Origin of the sequence: Micromonospora carbonacea (assembly GCF_014205165.1) — a bacterium.
GTDB classification, from domain to species: Bacteria; Actinomycetota; Actinomycetes; order Mycobacteriales; family Micromonosporaceae; genus Micromonospora; species Micromonospora carbonacea.
Window position 1 is genome coordinate 2,668,521 of the sequence record NZ_JACHMZ010000001.1, and the last position, 18,973, is coordinate 2,687,493.

Here is an 18,973-nt window from a genome sequence, read left to right on the forward strand (position 1 = left end):
GCGTTCGGTGGCCGGTCGCGGTGGAGTCGCGTCGGCGTGTCGTGTCGCGGAGGCGGCCAGCGTTCAGCGCCGAGGTCTCGTTGCGCCGTGGGGGGGCGTCGCAACCACGCGGAGGTCGCCGGGCGGGACGACTTGCGCCGGGGGGACGGCGGCGTCCTTCCTCACCGAACGCGCGGGCGTGGGTGACCGGCCCGCCGCGCGGGGCGCGTGGAGCGCGTGCGGGGCGGCCGACAGGGGTGCGTGCGGGGCGGTCGGGATTGCCTTCGCGGCGTACGATGGCCGGTGCCCCGCCCGCGCCAATTGCCCTTCCTGAGCTGCCGTTAAGGTCCGGCCTCAGTGGAAAAACGCCGGTCATCAGGTGCTTTGGCCGCAAGATTACTTGCGGGTATGCCTCTAGGTTGAAACTCATGTGCGCGCTAGGGGGATGATCGGGTGAATCTTGCCGGCCGTCCCGGGTCGCGTCCGTCGGCTGTTCGGTCCGACTCTGATCGATGATCTTGCCGGCCGGGCATCGAGTCCTATGCTGCATCCATTGTGAAGTCCTGGGGGGGATCGTGATCACGATGCTTGGATGCTGCGCGCCCGTCGGTGGTGCGACGACCCGCGCCCACTGACATGGAAACATACAACATCGTCCATCGTTTCGCTGACCGTTCGGCGGTTTTCGCCGACCGGCCGGCCCTGCTCGGCGACGGCCAGCCGGTGAGCTACTCGGCGCTCGCCGCCTCGGCGGGCGGTCACGCCGCGCTGCTCGCCGCCGCCGGGATCCGCCCCGGCGACCGGGTCGCCCTGCTGACCCCGCACGGCGCGCCCACCGTCGCCGCCATCCTCGGCACGCTCGCCGCCGGGGCCGCGTACGTGCCGCTGGACCCGGGCTTCCCCGTCGACCGGCTGCGCCACATGCTCGCCGCCGCGCGGGTGCGCGCCGTGCTGACCGCCCCCGAGCACCGGGACCTGGCCGACCGGCTCGCCGCAGACCACCGGGAACCGACCGGCCGACCCGGGACCGAGCGCGAGCCCGGCCCCGACCACCGGGAACAGGCCGACGGGCCCGGCACCGCCGTGTCGGCCAGCGGCGTGTCAGACAGCGTCGTGCCGGCCAGCGTCGTGCTGACCACCGACGCGGTGGCCCCCGCCCCGCTGCGCCCCGTGCCGGTCGACCCCGACGCCCTGGCCTACGTGCTGTTCACCTCCGGCTCGACCGGGCTGCCGAAGGCCGTCGGGCAGACCCACCGCAACCTCGCCCACGTCGTCGACAACCAGATCGCCACCCTCGGCATCGGCCCCGACGACCGGCTCAGCCTGCTCGCCTCGTTCAGCTTCGACGCGGCCATCCCCGACCTGTACCCGGCGCTGCTCACCGGTGCCGCCGTCGTCCCCGTCGACCTGCGCCGGCACGGGCTGGCCCACGCCGTCGAGCAGCTCGGGAAGCACCGGGTCACCGTCTACCACTCCACCCCGACCGTCTACCGGTTCCTGCTCGACGCCCTCGGCGACCGGCGGCTGACCAGCGTCCGGGCGGTGCTGCTCGGCGGCGAGCAGGCCACCCACGCCGACGCCGCCCAGGGCCGGGACCGGTTCGCCCCGGGCTGCGTGCTGGTCAACGGGTACGGCGCGACCGAGATGACGTTCGCCGCCCGCTACGCGTTGCCGCTGGCCGAGGCCGACCCGGCCGCCACCGGCCCGCTGCCGATCGGCACCGCGCTGCCCGGCTACGAGCTGCACCTGGCCGACCCCGAAACCGACACCGACGCCGACCCCGAAACCGACACCGACGCCGACCCCAGCGGCGCAGCCCCCGTCGGAGCCACCAAGGCTGCCCGGGGCGACGCCACCGGGGAGATCGTCGTGCGGGGCCGGCACGTCGCGCCCGGCTACCTCGACCGCGCCGACGACCGGTTCAGCCGCGACGGCGACGGGGTGTGGTCGTACCGGACCGGGGACCTCGGGGCGCGGCTGGCCGGCGGCGACCTCGTCTGTCTCGGCCGGCTCGACCGGCAGGTCAAGGTGCGCGGCTTCCGGGTCGAGCTGACCGAGATCGAGGCCGTGCTCGCCGCCTGCCCGGGGGTCGGCGCGGTCCGGGCGATCGCCCGCGGCGGCGAGCTGCTCGCGTACGCCCGCCCGGCCGGCGGGGTCCTCGACCCGGCGGCCCTGCGCGCCGCCCTCGCCCGGCGGCTGCCGGAGTACGCCCTGCCCCGGGCCGTCGTCGTGGTCGACGAGTTCCCGCTCACCGTCACCGGCAAGATCGACGAGCGGGCGCTACCCGAACCGGCCGCCGAAGCCACCGTCGCAAAGGACGCCGCCGGCCAGGCGCCGGCCACCGCCACCGAGCGGGCCGTGCACGACGTCTGGTGCGCCGTGCTGGGCCGCGAGACGATCGCCCGCACCGCCGGCTTCTTCGACGTCGGCGGCCAGTCGCTGCTGCTCGGCGTGGTGCAGCAGCGGCTCGCCGCCCGGTTCGGGGTGCGGCTGCCCCTGCTGCGGCTGTTCGAGAACCCGACGATCGAGGCGCAGGCCCGCCTGGTCGACGCGCCGGCCGCGCCCGACCGCGCGCCCGTCGGGCCGGCGCCGGCCGCGCCCGCCACGGCCGCCCGCGAGTACACCGGCGACGAGATCGTCGTCGTCGGGCTCGCCGGCCGCTTCCCGGGCGCGCCCGACCCGGCGACCTTCTGGTGGAACCTCTGCGCCGGCGTCGACGCCATCCACGAGCACACCGACGCCGAGCTGGCCGCGTTGGGCATCGGCCCCCGGCTGCTCGCCGACCCCCGGCACGTGCGGGCCGCCGGCCGGTTCGACGACGTGGCCGACTTCGACGCCGACTTCTTCGCCTTCGGCGCGCAGGAGGCCGCCCGCACCGACCCGCAGCACCGGCTGTTCCTGGAGACGGCGTGGGAGGCCCTGGAGGACGCCGGGCACGACCCGTCCCGGTTCCCCGGCCTGGTCGGCGTCTACGCCGCGACCTCCGCCAACCGCTACTTCCTGTTCCACCTCATGGACAACCCGGCGGTGGTCGGCGACGTCGACCCCGACGACTGGGAGGCCCGGCTGGTCGGCCGGCAGTTCACCGACCACCTGCCCGGCCAGGTCGCCTACCGTCTCGGGCTGACCGGGCCGGCCCTGGCCGTGCAGAGCGCCTGCTCCAGCTCGCTGGTCGCGGTCTGCGTCGCGGCCCAGAGCCTCGCCGACTACCAGTGCGACATCGCGCTGGCCGGCGGGGTCAACGTGACCTGGCCCCGCTACCGGCACACCCCCGGCGGGATGGCCTCCCCGGACGGCCGGTGCCGCGCCTTCGACGAGGCCGCCAACGGCTCCGGCTTCGGCTCCGGCGTCGGCGTCGTCGCGCTGCGCCGGCTCGCCGACGCGCAGGCCGACGGGGACCGGATCTACGCGGTGCTGCCCGGCTGGGCGGTCACCAACGACGGCGCGGACCGCGCCGGCTACGCCGTCCCCGGCCCGTCGGGGCAGGCCGCCGCCGTGGCCGGCGCGCTCGCCGCCGCCGAGGTCGCCCCCGGCGAGGTACGCCTCATCGAGGCGCACGGCAGCGGCACGCCGCTCGGCGACGCCCTGGAGGTCGCCGCCCTGCACGAGGTGTACGGGGGCGCCGCGCCCGCCGAGAGCTGCGCCCTCGGCTCGGTGAAGACCAACATCGGGCACCTCGACGCCGCCGCCGGCATCGCCGGCCTGATCAAGGCGGTGCTCGCCGTCCAGCACGGTGTCATCCCGCCGAACCTGCACTTCACCCGCCCGCACCCCGAGATCGACCTGGCGGGCGGCCCGTTCTACGTGCCGACGAAGGCCCGGGACTGGCCGCAGGTGGCCCGCCGGGTGGCCGGGGTCAGCTCGTTCGGGCTCGGCGGCACCAACGCCCACGTCGTCGTCGAGCAGCCGCCCCCGGTCGAGCCGGTCGAGGCCCGGGACGCCGCCGTCCCGGGAGCCGCCGCGCGGGACGCCGCCCCGGACGCGGTCGCGCACCTGCTGCCGGTGTCGGCGCGTACCCCCGTGGCGCTGCGGGCGGCGCTGCGTCGGCTGCGGCAGCACCTGGCCGGGGCGTCCCCGGCGCTGGCCGAGGTCGCCGCCACCCTCGCGCTGGGCCGCCGGGAGTTCGGCTGCCGGGCGGCGGTCGTCGCCACCGACCTCGCCGCCGCCCTCGCCGGCCTGGACGAGCTGCTCGACTCCGTCGGCCTGGACGGGCTGCCCGACGCCGCCGGCCCGGCCGGCCTGCCCGACGCCGACGCCCGGGTCGCCGGGCCCGACGGCGAGCTGCGGGAGCTGGCCCTCGACTGGGTCGCCGGCCGCGACGTCGACTGGGCGGCCCTGCACCCCGAGGGCGGCGTGCGGCGCACCGGGCTGCCCACCTATCCCTTCCAACGTCAGCGGCACTGGATCGACCCCCCTCAGAAAGGCGTGCGGTGAACTGGTTCGTCTCCGCCGGAAGCCGTCCCCAGGCGCCGGTGCGGTTGTTCTGCCTGCCCTACGCCGGGGCCGGGGCCAGCGCGTTCCGCCACTGGCAGGGGGCCTTCGGCGCGGACGTCGAGGTGCTGCCCGTGCAGCTTCCCGGCCGGGAGAACCGGATCAGCGAGGACCCGCGCTTCACCGTCGCCGACGTCGCCGCCGCGATCGCCGGGCGGGCCGACCGCCCGTACGCGATCTACGGGCACTCGATGGGCGGGCGGGTCGGCTTCGAGGTGGTCCGCGAGCTGGCCCGCACCGGCGGGCCGCTGCCGCTGCGGCTCTACGTCGGCGGGGCGCGCGCCCCGCACGTCGACGACGCGAGCCTGTTCGACGGCCTGTCCGCCGTGGACGACGAGGAGCTGCTGCGCCGCCTCGGCGACGGCGGCGGGCTGCCGCCGGAGGTGCTGGCCCATCCCGAGCTGGTGGAGCTGCTGCTGCCGCTGCTGCGCGCCGACTTCGGCCGGGTCGACAGCTACCGCTACGTGCCGGGCGAGCCGCTGCCGGTGCCGGTCGTCGCGTTCTCGGGCCGGGCCGACCGGGCCGTCAGCCACGCGCAGAGCGCCGCCTGGGCGCGGCACACCGCCGCCGGGTTCACCCTGCACGAGATCGACGGCGGGCACTTCTTCCTGCACGACCGCCTGCCCGAGCTGGTCGCCGCGATCCGCGGCGACCTCACCGACGCCCTGCGGGGCGCCGCCGCCGTCCGGGTCGCCGGCGCACACGGGACCGTGCCGGCCCCGGACGGCCCGGCGGAGCAGGCCGCCGCCCCGACCAGGGACGGGGCCGGCGAGGCCGACGCGCACCGGGTGCCGCTGGGCGACACCGGCTGGTCGGTGTGGCGCGACGCGATCCTGCGTACCACCGGGTTTCCCGCCGACGGGCTCACCGCGCTCTCCGCGCCGCAGGCCGCCGCCGCGGCCGACGACCTGCTCGCCACCGGCGAGGGCGCGGAACGGTTCGACAAGGAGTTCGCCGAGGCGCTCACCACCACCGCCGGCCGGCTCAACGAGCTGGCCGCCGACCCGCTGCTGCGCGAGGCCGTCACCTGGCAGAACCGCACCGCCCTGCTCGCCCTCGACGGGCTGGCCCGCGCCGACGCCGACGCGCCCCGCAACGTGCGCCGCCGCGACCGCGAGCGGGCCCTGCTGAAGTACTGGCAGCGCTACTGCGGCAAGAACGAGACCGTCGGCTTCTTCGGCCCGAGCTGCTGGGTCACCCTCGACCCGGGGCAGGCCGACACCGCCCGGGTGCGCCCCGGCCCGGCCCTGACCCGGCGGCGCTGGGTGTGGTTCGAGTCGTGGGCGCTGTCCGCGTACGCCGACCGCGTCGGCGCGGACCTGGCCGTGCGGCAGTGGTGGCCGCCGCTGCTCCAGCCGCACCTGAGCCTGCGCGACCGGTCGGTGCTGCGCCCCGGCCGTCCGCCGGTGACCCTCACCCCCGTCGAGGCGGCCCTGCTCGCCGCCGCCGACGGCCACCGCAGCGCCCGCGACCTGGTCGCCGACCCGGCGATCGGGCTGCGCCGCCCCGACGACGGGTACGCCCTGCTCGACCGCCTCGTCGAGCGGGAGCTGATCACCTGGGACGCCAACCTGCCCGTCGCCCCCGACGCCGAGGCGGCCCTCGCGGCCCGCATCGACGCCATCGGCGACGAGCCGGCCCGGCTCGCGGCCCGCGCCGGCCTCGACCGGCTGCAAGCCGCCCGCGACGAGGTGGCCGACGCCGCCGGCGACCCCGACCGGCTGCGCGCCGCCCTCGACCGGCTCGACGCCACGTTCACCGAGCTGACCGGCCAGCCGGCCCGCCGCCGCGCCGGCCAGATGTACGCCGGGCGCACCCTCTGCTACGAGGACACCGCCCGCGACCTCGACGTGAGCTTCGGCGCGCCGCTGCTGGCCGACCTCGCCGCCCCGCTCGCCGTGCTGCTGCGGGCCGCCCGGTGGCTGGCCGGCGAGCTGGAGCAGGCGTACGGGGCGACGTTCCGCGACCTCTACGAGGAGCTGCGCGCCGACGCCGGCGACGCCCCCGTCAGCCTGGCCGACCTGTGGTTCCTCGTGCAGGGCCTGTTCTGGGGCACCGGCGAGCGGCCCGTCGACGCCGTCGCCGCCGAGTTCGCCGCCCGCTGGGCGGGCCTGTTCGGCCTCGCCGACCTGCCCGACGGCGCGACCGAGGTGCGGTTGGCCGTCGCCGACCTGGCCGACCGGGTCGCCGAGGTGTTCCCCGACCGCCCCAGCGACTGGACCAGCGGCCGGCTGCACAGCCCCGACCTCCAGCTCTGCGCCGCCGACGCCGACGCCCTCGCGCGGGGCGACTACACCGCCGTGCTCGGCGAGCTGCACGCCGCGTGGCCGTCGTTCGACTGCCAGGTGTTCACCCCGTCGCACCCGGACGTGGCGCGGCTGCGCGCGGCGCTCGCCGCCGACCTCGGCGAGCACCGGATCCGGCTGCTGTTCCCCGCCGACTGGCCCCGGCGCACCAGCCGCACCGCCGAGGCGCTGACCGGCCCCACCGACCGGCAGCTCGCGTTCCTGCCCGCCCCGGGCGTCGACCCCGACCGGGTGCTGCCCACCGTCGACCTCACCGTCGCCGACGAGGACGGCCGGCTCGTCGTCACCGCCCGCGACGGGGCGAGCTGGCCGCTGACCGAGGTGTTCGCCGGGCTGCTCAGCGCCCACGCCGTCGACGGGTTCAAGCTGGTCGCCGCCGCCCCGTACACGCCCCGGATCACCCTGGACCGGCTGGTGGTGGCCCGGCAGACGTGGCGTACCACGGTGGCCGAGAGCGGCCTGGCCGACGTCACCGCCGAACGGGACCGGTTCCTCGCCGTGCGCCGCTGGCGGCGCGACCTCGGCCTGCCCGAGCTGGTCTACGTCAAGCTCGGCACCGAGACCAAGCCCTGCTTCGTCGACCTGGGCAGCCCCGCCTACGCCGCCATGTTCGCCGCGATGGTCCGGGCCGCCCGCACCGACGGCGGCGACGCCGTGTCGCTGACCGTCAGCGAGATGTTGCCGACCCCCGACGACGCGTGGGTGCCCGACGCCGCCGGCCGCCGCTACTTCAGCGAGCTGCGGCTGCACATCGTCGACGACCAGCGGCGGGCCGCGCCGTGAGCCACCTGCTGCCACTGGGCGACACCGGCTGGTCGGTGTGGCGGGACGTGCTGCTGCGCACCGCCGGCTTCCCCGCCGCCGGCCTCGACCTGCTCGCCGCGCCCGAGGCCGCCGCGGCGGCCGACGCGCTGCTGGCCGGCGAGGTCACCACCGAGGCGTACGACAAGGAGCTGGCCGCCGCCCTGGCCGGCTCCTCCGCCGTGCTCGCCGGGATCTGCGCCGACCCGGCCGTGCGGGAGGCGGTCACCTGGCAGAACCCGGAGATGCTCGTCGCCCTCGACGGGCTGCTGCGCACCGACCCGGCCGTGCGCAACAAGCCCCGCCGCAAGCGGGAGATCGCGGTGCTGCGCTACTGGCAGCGCTACTGCGGCAAGGCCGAGACGATCGGCTTCTTCGGGCCGGTCTGCTGGGGCGCCCTCGACCCGGACACCCCGCACACCCGGCTGACCCCCGGTCCGGGGCTGGTCGCCCGCCGCCAGGCGCACCTGGAGGCGTGGGCGCTGTCCGCGTACGCCGACCGGCTCGCCGCCGATCCGGCGGTGCGCCGCTGGTGGGCCCCGGTGCTGCCGCCCCACCTGCGGCTCGACGGCCGCCGGCTGTGCCCGCCGCTGGCCCCGGCGGTGGAGCTGACCGCCGTGGAGGCCCGGCTGCTCGCCGGCTGCGACGGCCGCACCCCGGCCCGGGAGATCGTGGCGCGGCTGTGCGAAGACGGCGACGCCGGCCTGCGCCGCGCCGACGACGGCTACCTGCTGCTCGACCGGCTCGTCGAGCGGGGCCTGCTGACCTGGGACGCCGGCCTGCCCAACAACCCGCAGGCGGTGCGGGTGCTCGCCGCCCGGATCGCCGCCGTCGGCGACCCGGAGCTGCGCGCCGGCCTGGCCGCCGGCCTCGACCGGCTCGTCGCCGCCCGCGACGCCGTGGCGTCGGCGGCCGGCGATCCGGACCGGCTCGCCGCCGCCCTGGCCGCCCTGAACGCCGAGTTCACCGCCGCCACCGGGGAGTCGGCGACCCGGCACGGCGGGCAGATGTACACGGGCCGCACGGTCGTCTACGAGGAGACGACGCGGGACCTGGAGGTCGCCGTCGGGTCGGCCGTCGTCGACGCGCTCGCCGCGCCCCTGGCGATCGTGCTGCGGGCCGCCCGCTGGCTGACCGCCGAGATCGGCGCGGCGTGCGAGCGGGTCCTCGGCGAGCTGCACGCCGAGCTGGCCGCCGACGGTCCGGTGCGGCTGGCCGACATGTGGTCCCTCGCGCAGGGGCTCATCCTCGCCCCGGACGGCCCCGTCGCCGTCGCCAGCGCCGGGTTCACCGCCCGCTGGGCCGAGCTGTTCGGGCTCGCCGACGTCGCCGCCGACCAGCCGGAGCTGCGGCTGCGCAGCGCCGACCTGGCCGGGCGGGCCGAGGCGCTGTTCCCCGCCGCCGCGCCGGGCTGGCCCACCGCCCGCGTGCACAGCCCCGACGTGCAGGTCGCCGCGGCCGGCGTCGACGCGCTCAACGCCGGGGAGTTCCAGCTCGTCCTGGGCGAGCTGCACCCGGCGACCACGCCGTTCGACAGCGCCGTGTTCACCCCGTTCCACCCCGACCCGGCCGCGCTGCGCGCGGCCATGGACGCCGACCTGGGGCCGGCCCGGCTGCGGCTGCTGCCGCCGGCCGGGTTCCCCCGGCAGACCACCCGCACCACCTGGCACCTGCGGGGCCCCGCCGACCGGCAGGTCGGCATCGACACGGCCCGGGGCGCGGACGTCACCGACCTGGTCGCCGCGAGCGCCGTCCGGGTCGAGTCCGTCGCCGGGCGGCTGGTGGCGGTGCTGCCCGACGGGGCCCGCTGGCCGCTGGTCGAGGTGTTCGCCAACCTCCTCGGCGCACTGCTGCTGGACAGCTTCAAGCTGCTCGCCCCCGCCCCGACGACGCCCCGGATCACCATCGACCGGCTGGTGGTGGCCCGGCGCACCTGGCGCACCACCGTCGCCGACAGCGGCCTGGCCGGGGTGACCGGCGAGTCCGCGCGCTACCTCGCGGTGCGCCGCTGGCGGGCCCGCCTCGGCCTGCCCGAGCGGGTCTTCGTGAAGGTCGGCACCGAGGTCAAGCCCTGCTACGTCGACCTCACCGGCCCGCTGTACGCCCAGTCGCTGTGCGCCATGGCCGACGCCGCCGCCCGCACCGACCCGGCCGTCACGCTCACCGTCAGCGAGCTGCTGCCGGCCCCCGCCGACGCCTGGGTGACCGACGCCGCCGGGCGCGGCTACGTCAGCGAGCTGCGCCTACAGATCACCGATCCAGCCACCTACCGGGGGGAACACGGGTGACCGACATCCTGTCCATCAGCGCCGCGCACGGCGAGCCGCTGCCGTGGCCCGACGCGACGCTGGCCGACCTGGTCGCCGCGCAGGCCGCGCGGACCCCCGGCGCGGTGGCGGTGCGCCAGTGGGACGAGCAGCTCACCTACCGGGAGCTGGTCGGCCGGGCCGCCGGCGTCGCCGCCGCGCTGCGCGAGCGCGGCGTGGGCCGGCAAACCCGGGTGGGGGTGTGCGGGCACCGCCGCCCCGACCTGGTGGTCACCGTCCTCGGCGTGCTGCTCGCGGGCGCGTGCTACGTGCCGCTGGAGCCGGGCGGCCCCCGCCGGCGGCTGCGCGAGATCGCCGCCGACGCCGGGGTGCGCGTCGTCGTCGGCGACGCCACCGAGGCCGAGTTCGGCGATGCCACTGGGATCGAGGCGCTCGGGCTGCCCGGCCCCGCGCCGCTGGCCCCCTGCCCGGCCCGACCCGGCGACCCCGCGTACGTGCTGTTCACCTCCGGCTCCACCGGCCGGCCCAAGGGCGTGCTGGTCAGCCATCGCAACGTCGTCGAGTTCGTCACCGGCTGCGCGGCGCTCACCGGAGCGAACGCGTCGGTGCGCGGCCTCGGCGCCGCCTCGCTCGGCTTCGATGCGGCCGTCATCGACCTGTTCGTGCCGTTGCTGCTCGGCGGCGCGGTGCAGCTCGTCGACGCCGACGACCGGTCCGACCCGGCGCGGCTCACCCGGTTCATCGCCGCCCACGAGGTCGACTGGGGATTCCTGACCCCGACCGTGCTGTCCACGCTGGACCCGGCCGAGCTGCCCGGCTGGCGCACCGTGCTCTGCGGCGGCGAGGCGGTGCCCGCCGAGCTGGCCGCCCGCTGGGCACCCGGCCGGCGCTTCGTCAACGGCTACGGCCCCACCGAAACCACCGTGCTGGCCGTCACCGCCGAGCTGACCGCCGCCGAGACGGACCCGGTGCCGATCGGCCGGCCGGTGCCCAACCACCGCGCGTACGTCGTCGACACCGAGCTGCGCCCCGTGCCGCCCGGCGAGACCGGCGAGCTGCTGATCGGCGGCCCCGGCCTGGCCGACGGGTACCTCAACCGGCCCGGCCTGACCGCCGACCGGTTCGTGCCCGACCCGTTCTCCGGCCTGCCCGGCGAGCGGCTCTACCGCACCGGCGACCTGGTCACCCAGGCCCCCGACGGGCGGATCGTCTACCTCGGCCGCGCCGACCGGCAGGTGAAGATCAGGGGGCAGCGCATCGAGCTGGGCGAGGTCGAGGCGGTCCTCGCCGGGCTGCCCGGCGTCGACCGGGTCGTGGCCGAGGCCGTCGACGCCCCCGCCGGGGCCGAGCTGGTCGCGTTCCTCACCCCCGCCGACGCCCCCGACGACGCGGCGCTGGCCGCGTACGCCGAGCCGAGGCTGACCGCCGCGATGCGCCCCGCCCGGGTGCTGCGCCTGGCGGCGCTGCCGGTCAGCCCGACCACCGGCAAGCTGGACCGGCCGGCGCTGCGGGCGCTGGCCGCCGCCGCCCGCCCCGCGCCCGCCGCCGGCGACGTCGACGGCCCGGCCGACGGCGACCCGGTCACCCGGTCGGTGGCCCGGGTGTGGGCGCGGCTGCTCGGCGCGGCCCCCGGCCCCGACACCGACTTCCTCGCCGCCGGCGGCAACTCCATCGCCGCGATGCGGCTGGTCGCGGCGCTGCGCGCCGAGCTGGGCCGCGCCGTGGACACCCGGGACGTGTTCGCCGGCCGCACCCTCGCCGGCCTGGTGGAGCGGATCACCGCCGCCGCCCCCGACGCCGGGGACAGGCTGACCACCGGCAACCCGCCGACGCTGTCCCCGCCGCAGCGGCGGCTGTGGTTCGTCGACCAGCTCGCCCCGTCCAGCGCGCCGTACAACATCGCGGTGGCCCACCGGCTGCGCGGCGAGCTGGACGTGCCGGCCCTCGGCGCGGCCCTGCGGGCGGTGGCCGGACGGCACGACGTGCTGCGCTGGCGCATCCCGCAGACCGCCGGGGTGCCGTACGCGGTCTGCGCGGAACCCACCGACGTGCCGGTGCCCGTGGTGGACCTGACCGGCGGCGACGACCCGCAGGCGGAGCTGGCCCGGATGCTCGCCGACGGGGCGGGCCACGCGTTCGACCTGGCCACCGGCCCGCCCTGGCAGGTGACCGTCTACCGGCTCGGCGCGGCCGAGCACGTGCTCGCCGTCACCTGGCACCACGCCGTGTTCGACGGCTGGTCCGAGGCGGTGTTCTACGCCGACCTCGCCACCGCGTACGCGCGGGCCGTGGCGGGCGACGACCCGGCGCTGCCCGCCCCGGCGGCCCGGTACGCCGACTACGCCGTGTGGCGGGCCGAGCGGGACCGCCGCCGGGGCGCCGCCGACCTCGCCTGGTGGTCCGCGCACCTGGCCGGCGCGCCGACGGTGCTGGAGCTGCCCCGCGACCGGCCCCGCCCCGCCGTGCAGACGTACGCCGGGGTGGAGACCGCCGTCGCGTTCTCCGCCGAGGCGGACCGGGCGGTGCGGGCGTTGGCCGAGCGGCGCTCGACGACCGTGGCGGCGGTGCTGCTGGCCGGGTTCGGCGAGCTGCTGACCCGGCTCACCGGCGGCGACGACCACGTCGTCGGGGCGATCGTCGCCGACCGGCGGCTGGCCGCGTTCGACGACGTCGTCGGGTTCTTCATCGACACCGTCCCGGTGCGGGTCCGCACGGCCGGGGCGAGCTTCGCCGAGCTGGTCGACCGGTGCGCCGCCGAGCTGCACGACGCCACCGCCCACCCCGGCGCACCGCTGGAGCGGATCGTGGAGGCCCTCGGCGTGGGCCGGGACACCTCCCGCGCCCCGCTGGTGCAGGTGCTGTTCAACGTGCTCAACTTCGCCGAGCCCCGGCTCGCGCTGGCCGGGCTGGCCGGCGAGCCGGTGCCGGTGCCCAAGCCGGGCTCCCCGTTCGACCTCACCGTGTACGTGGTGGAGCGGGCGCTTCCCGGTGCGGACGGGCCGGGCCGGCTCGGCGTCGAGGTGGTGTTCAACCCCGACCTGTTCGACGCCGACCGCGTCGAGGCGATGCTGGCCGACCTGGCCGCCCTCGTCGGCGCGCTGGCCGCCGCGCCGCGGTCCCCGGCCGGGGAGGTGGCCGCCGAGCTGCCCCGGCCGACGGTGCGCACCGCCGGGCTCGGCGCGATGACCGTCGCCGCGTCCGCCGAGCCCGCCCGGCCGGTGGCGCTGCCGGCGGGGCCGGACGCGCTCACCGACACCGAGGAGCTGGTCGCCGCCGCCTGGCGGGAGGTCCTCGGCCGCGACCGCGTCGGCGTGACCGACAACTTCTTCGACATCGGCGGGCACTCGCTCGCCCTGGCCGCCGTGCACGCCCGGCTGACCGCCGCCACCGGCCGGTCGATCGCGATGCTCGACCTGTTCCGCCACCCCACCGTCCGGGCCCTCGCCGCGCACCTCGACGGCGCGGCCGACCGGCCGGAGCTGGCCCGCGCCGCGCTGCGGGCCGCCGCCCGCCGCAGCCGCGCCCGACGTATCCCTCCCCGCCGCCCCGGCGGCACCGCATGAAGGACGACCTGATGGACAACGCGATCGACACCGACCACCCCGCCGACGACGGCATCGAGCCGATCGCGATCGTCGGGCTGGCCGCCCGGCTGCCCGGCGCGGCCGACGTGCACGAGTTCTGGCGCAACCTGGTCGACGGCGTGGAGTCGGTGACCGAGCTGACCCGAGAGGAGCAGCTCGCCCGGGGCGTGCCGCCCGAGGAGGTCGACGACCCGGGCTGGGTCAGCCGCGCCCCCCTCGTCGACGGCTACGACGAGTTCGACGCCGGCCTGTTCGGGATGACCGCCCGGGAGGCCGAGGTCACCGACCCGCAGCACCGGCTGTTCCTGGAGACCTGCTACACCGCGCTCCAGGACGCCGGCTACGACCCGGCCCGCTACGACGGGGCCGTCGGCGTGTACGCGGGCACCGGCGCGGCGTCGTACCTCAACCGCAACGTGCTGCGCAACAAGCGCGTCGGCGGCAACCCGCACAGCGCCGTCTCCATCGCCACCAGCAACTCGCCGAACTACGTGGCGACGAACGTGTCGTACCGGCTGGACCTGCGGGGGCCGAGCCTGACCGTGCACACCGCCTGCTCCACCTCGCTGGTCGCGTTCCACCTGGCGTGCGAGGCGCTGCGCAACGGCGAGTGCGACATGGCCCTGGCCGGCGGCGTCAACATCGAGCTGCCGCAGGCCGGCTACCTCGGCATGGACGGCTTCACCTCCCCCGACGGGCGGTGCCGGCCGTTCGACGCCGCCGCGAACGGCACCGTGTGGGGCAGCGGCGTGGGGGTGACGCTGCTCAAGCGGCTCTCCGACGCGATCGCCGACGGCGACCACATCCGGGCCGTGGTGCTCGGCAACGCCATCAACAACGACGGTGCCGGCAAGGTCGGCTTCACCGCGCCCAGCGTGGACGGGCAGATGGAGGCCGTCGCCCAGGCCGTCGGGATGGCCGGGATCGACCCGCGCACCATCAGCTACGTCGAGGCGCACGGCACCGGCACCGCGATGGGCGACCCGATCGAGGTGGCCGCCCTGTCGGCGGTCTACACGAAGGACACCGACGACCGGGGCTGGTGCGGCATCGGCTCGGTCAAGTCCAACATCGGCCACCTCAGCCAGCCCTCCGGCATCGTCAGCGTGATCAAGACGGTGCTGGCGATGGAGCACGGGCTGATCCCGCCGACGATCAACTACGAGACCCCCAACCCGGCGATCGAGTTCGCCGACACCCCGTTCTACGTGGCGAACACCCTCACCAAGTGGGACACCGACGGCGCGCCGCGCCGCGCCGGGGTCAGCTCCTTCGGCATCGGCGGCACCAACGCCCACGTGGTGCTGGAGGAGGCGCCGCCGGCGCAGCCGGGCGACCGGCGGGTGCGCCCGGCGCAGCTGCTGCACATCTCGGCGAAGACCGCCACCGCCCTCGACGCCGCCGTGGACCGGCTCGCCGAGCACCTCGCCGGCAACCCCGACGGCGGGGCCGCGCACCTCGCCGACGTCGCGCACACCCTGCGGGTGGGCCGCCAGCAGTACGCCCACCGCCTCGCCGTGGCCGCCACCGACCTGCCCGACGCGGTCGCCGCGCTGCGCAACCCCCGGCGCGCGACGCGCGGGGTGACCGACGGGCCCGCCCCGAAGGTGGGTTTCCTCTTCTCCGGCCAGGGCTCCCAGTTCGCCGGCATGGGCGCGCAGCTCTACGCCGAGGAGCCCGGCTACGCCGCCGTGGTCGACGAGTGCGCCGAGCTGCTCCGCGCCGAGCTGGGCCTCGACATCCGGGAGCTGATCCTCGGCCGGCACCCGGAGGCGGCCGGGCTGCTGGCGCAGACCCGCTACACCCAGCCCGCCCTGTTCGTCGTGGAATACGCCCTGGCCGTCACCTGGCAGCGCTTCGGCGTGCGGCCGGCGGCGATGGTCGGGCACTCCATCGGCGAGTACGTCGCCGCGACCGTCGCCGGGGTGCTCGACCTGCCCGACGCGCTGACGGTGGTGGCCGCCCGGGGCCGGCTCATGCAGTCCCTGCCGGCCGGGTCGATGCTGGCCGTGCCGCTGGACGAGTCGGTGGTCGCCGGGCTGCTGCCCGAGGGCGTGTCGATCGCCACGGTCAACGGGCCGGGCACCTGCGTGGTGGCCGGCGAGGCCGACGCGGTGGCCGCGTTCGCCGAGACGCTGAAGGCCACCCGCAAGGTCAAGAGCAAGGCGCTGCGCACCTCGCACGCGTTCCACTCGCCGATGATGGAGCCGATCCTCGCCGAGTTCACCGCGCTGATGGCCACCGTGGCGCTGCGCGCGCCGCGCGTCCCGTTCGTGTCGAACGTCTCCGGCACCTGGATCACCGACGCGCAGGCCACCGACCCGGCGTACTGGGCGGCGCACCTGCGCCAGCCGGTGCGCTTCGGCGACGCGGTGGCCGCCCTGCTGGCCGAGGGCACCTGGGCGCTGGTGGAGTGCGGCCCCGGCCGGCAGCTGGCCAACCTGGCCCGGATGCAGGTCGCCAAGGGCTCGGCGCAGCAGCGGGCCCTGGTGCCGCTGGGCAGCCTCCCGGGCCCGGGGGAGCCGGCCGGCGACCTGGCGACGCTGCTGGCCACCGCCGGGGCGCTGTGGTGCGCCGGCCTGCCCGTGCGGGCCGGCTCCGACCCGGCGGCCCGGCGGGTGCCGCTGCCGACGTACCCGTTCGAGCGCCGCCGCTACTGGGTCGACCCGGACCCGGTGGAGGCGGTCGCCGCCGCGCCGGCCGAGGCGGGCCCCCGGCCGCTGCCGGAGTGGTTCGCCGTGCCGGTGTGGCGGCAGGCCGCGCCCGCGCCGGCCACCGCGCCGCTCGGCCGGTGCCTGGTGCTGGTCGACGGCCCGCGCGGCGCGGCGCTCGTCGCCGGCCTGCGCGCCGCCGGTGCCGACCCCGTCGTGGTACGCCCCGGCGACGCGTTCGCCGCCGTCCCCGCGGCCCCCGGTGGCACCACCGGTGCGGCCGGCACGGAGACCGACGGCTTCACGCTGCGCCCCGCCGCGCGGGAGGACTTCGACGCGCTGGTCGCCGCCCTCGGCGACGACCTGCCGGCGCGGCTGGTGCACGCCCTCGCCCTCGACGGCGAGCCCACCGGCACCGACATCGCCGCCACCCTCGCCGCCCAGGACCGCGGCTTCTTCAGCGCCCTGCACCTGGTGCAGGCCCTCGCCGGGGCCGGCCGCACCGGCGACGAGCGCCCGCTGGCCCTGGACCTGGTGACCGCCGGCATCGGCGACGTGACCGGCGCGGACCTGACCCGCCCCGAGCACGCCACCCTCGCCGGCCTGGCCCGGGTGTTGCCGGTCGAGCTGCCCGGCCTGACGGTGCGGCTGCTCGACGCCGACCCCGCCGCGGCCGGCGCGGACGCCCTGGTCGCCGAGCTGCGCCGCCCCGTCGACCCGGCGCACCCGGAGGTGGCGCTGCGCGGGAACCGCCGCTGGGTCACCGGCTACGAGCAGGTGACGGTCGACGCGGAGGCCGAGCCGGGCGCGCTGCGCGACGGCGGCCGGTACGTCATCACCGGCGGCCTCGGCGGCATCGGCATCACCCTCGCCGAGGACTTCGCCGCCCGCGCGAAGGCGAAGCTGGTGCTGCTGGCCCGCTCGGGCCTGCCGCCGCGCGAGCGGTGGGACGACCACCTCGCCGTGCACGGCGCGGACGACCGGGCGGGCCGGGCCATCGCCGCGATCCGCCGGATGGAGGCCGCCGGCGCGTCGGTGCTGGTCCTCGCCGCCGACGTCACCGACCCGGCCGACCTGCGCCGGGTGCGGGCCGCCGCCGAGGCCGAGTTCGGCGGGATCGACGGGATCGTGCACGCCGCCGGCCTGCCCGGCGGCGGCATGGCCGAGGTGAAGGACCGCGCCGAGGCCGACCGGGTGTTCGCCCCGAAGCTCGCCGGCACCCTCGCCCTGGCCCAGGTCTTCGGCGACCTGCCGCTGGACTTCGTGGTGCTCTGCTCCTCGATCACCGCCGTGATCGGCGGCTTCGGCCAGGTCGACTACTGCGCGGCCAACAACTTCCTCGACGCGCACGCCCGCGCCGGTGCCGGCTGGGCCGCGCCGGTGGTGGCGCAGAACTGGGGCGGCTGGGCCGAGGTCGGCATGGCGGCGGAGAGCACCGCGCCGGCCGGGTTCCGGGCGGTGACCCGGGACACCGTCACCGCCACGGTCGACCACCCGGTGCTCACCACGCGGGTGACCGGCCCGGAGGGCACGGTGCTGCACGGGCTGGTCTCCGCCGCGACCCACTGGCTGCTCGACGAGCACCGCATCGGCGGGGTGCCGGTGGTGCCGGGCACCGCCCACCTGGAGTCGGTGCGCGCCGCCGTGGCCGCCGCCGTCGCGGCCCCCGGCCCCGACGCGGCGGTGGAGCTGCGCGACGTGGTGTTCCTGGAGCCGTTCTCGGTGCCCGACGGCACGATCGCCCAGTACCGGGTGGCGCTCACCGCCGCCGAGGACGGTGCCACGGAGTTCGTGGTGCAGAGCCTCGCCGCCGGGGTGCTGCGCACCCACGTGCGCGGCGCGGCCGGCTGGACCACCGAGCCCGCCCCGGCGGCGGTCGACGTGGCGGCGGTGGCCGCCCGCTCCCGCCGGGTCGACGACGACGCGTCGTTCGGCCGGGGCCGCACCAGCATGCTCGCCTTCGGGCCGCGCTGGCGGTCGCTGGCCGCGCACCACCTCGCCGACGGCGAGGAGCTGGCGCTGGTGACCGCGCCCGCCGAGGCCGCCGCCGACCTCGGCGCGTGGGGCCTGCACCCGGCCCTGCTGGACGTGGCCACCGCGTTCGGCCGGGGCCAGGGCTCCGGCACCTACCTGCCGCTGTCGTACGGGCGGATCGTGGTGCGCGGGCCGCTGCCCGGGCGGTTCCACAGCCACCTGCGCCACCGCGCCGGCGGCACCGACGAGGTCGTCTCCGCCGACCTGACCCTCACCGACCCGGACGGGCGGGAACTGGTCTCGATCAGCGACTTCGTGCTGCGCCGGGTGGACGCGTCGGCGGTCACCGGTGGGCTCGCCGCCGACGGCACGCCCGCCGACGCCGACGGCCCGGTGGCGGGTGCGCCCAGCGAGGACATCCGCCCGGTCGACGGCGCGGAGGCGTTCCGCCGCAGCCTCACCGCCGGCCTCGGCACCCAGGTGGTGATCACCACCCGGTCGGTGGCCGACATCCGGGCCCGCGCCGCCCGGGTCACCACCGGGAGCCTGGAGTCGGAGGCCGACCCGGCGGCGTCGGCCGCCACCGTGGAGGCCGGCGCGTCGGCCGCGCCGCGCACCGAGCTGGAGGCCACCATCGCCCAGGTGTGGCGCGACGGCCTCGGCGTGCCGGTCGTCGGCGTGGACGACGACTTCTTCGCCCTCGGCGGCAACTCCCTCGTCGCGGTGCAGCTCATCGCGTCGATGCGCAAGGCGACCGGGGTACGGCTGCCGATGCGCAGCCTCTTCGAGACGCCCACCGTCGCCGGGCTCGCCGCCCGCATCGAGGAGCTGCGCGCCGAGGCGTCCGCCGCCGACGAGCCCCCGGCCCCGGCCCCGACCACGAGCATCCCGCGGTTGCCCCGCGCGTGAGCACCAAGGAA

At 77.5% G+C, this 18,973-nt stretch carries 5 protein-coding genes; all 5 read left to right on the forward strand.

Translation table 11 applies throughout. The annotated features are described in order from the left end of the window. Positions 1-615: 615 nt before the first annotated feature. Genes HDA31_RS11590 through HDA31_RS11610 form a run of 5 tightly spaced genes read left to right on the forward strand, consistent with a single transcriptional unit; the run spans position 616 to position 18,962 of the window. Positions 616-4,413, forward strand: a complete 3,798-nt coding sequence (locus HDA31_RS11590) for an AMP-binding protein (protein WP_178065069.1) — start codon at positions 616-618, stop codon at positions 4,411-4,413. Then, entirely contained in the window at positions 4,410-7,559 is a 3,150-nt protein-coding gene (locus HDA31_RS11595; protein ID WP_178065070.1) for a thioesterase domain-containing protein, read from the forward strand. The genes HDA31_RS11590 and HDA31_RS11595 overlap by 4 nt, the downstream gene beginning before the upstream one ends. Beyond that, a complete protein-coding gene (locus tag HDA31_RS11600) occupies positions 7,556-9,865 on the forward strand; it encodes a lantibiotic dehydratase (RefSeq protein WP_178065071.1) in 2,310 nt (769 codons plus the stop codon). Before HDA31_RS11595 ends, HDA31_RS11600 begins: the two co-directional genes overlap by 4 nt. Continuing rightward, positions 9,862-13,407 carry a non-ribosomal peptide synthetase gene (locus tag HDA31_RS11605; RefSeq protein WP_178065072.1) on the forward strand — a complete coding sequence of 1,182 codons (3,546 nt, stop codon included), beginning with the start codon at positions 9,862-9,864 and terminating at the stop codon, positions 13,405-13,407. Before HDA31_RS11600 ends, HDA31_RS11605 begins: the two co-directional genes overlap by 4 nt. An 11-nt stretch (positions 13,408-13,418) precedes the next feature. Then, complete coding sequence (locus tag HDA31_RS11610; protein WP_221486601.1) at positions 13,419-18,962, forward strand: type I polyketide synthase; 5,544 nt, start codon at positions 13,419-13,421, stop codon at positions 18,960-18,962. Positions 18,963-18,973 lie beyond the last annotated feature (11 nt).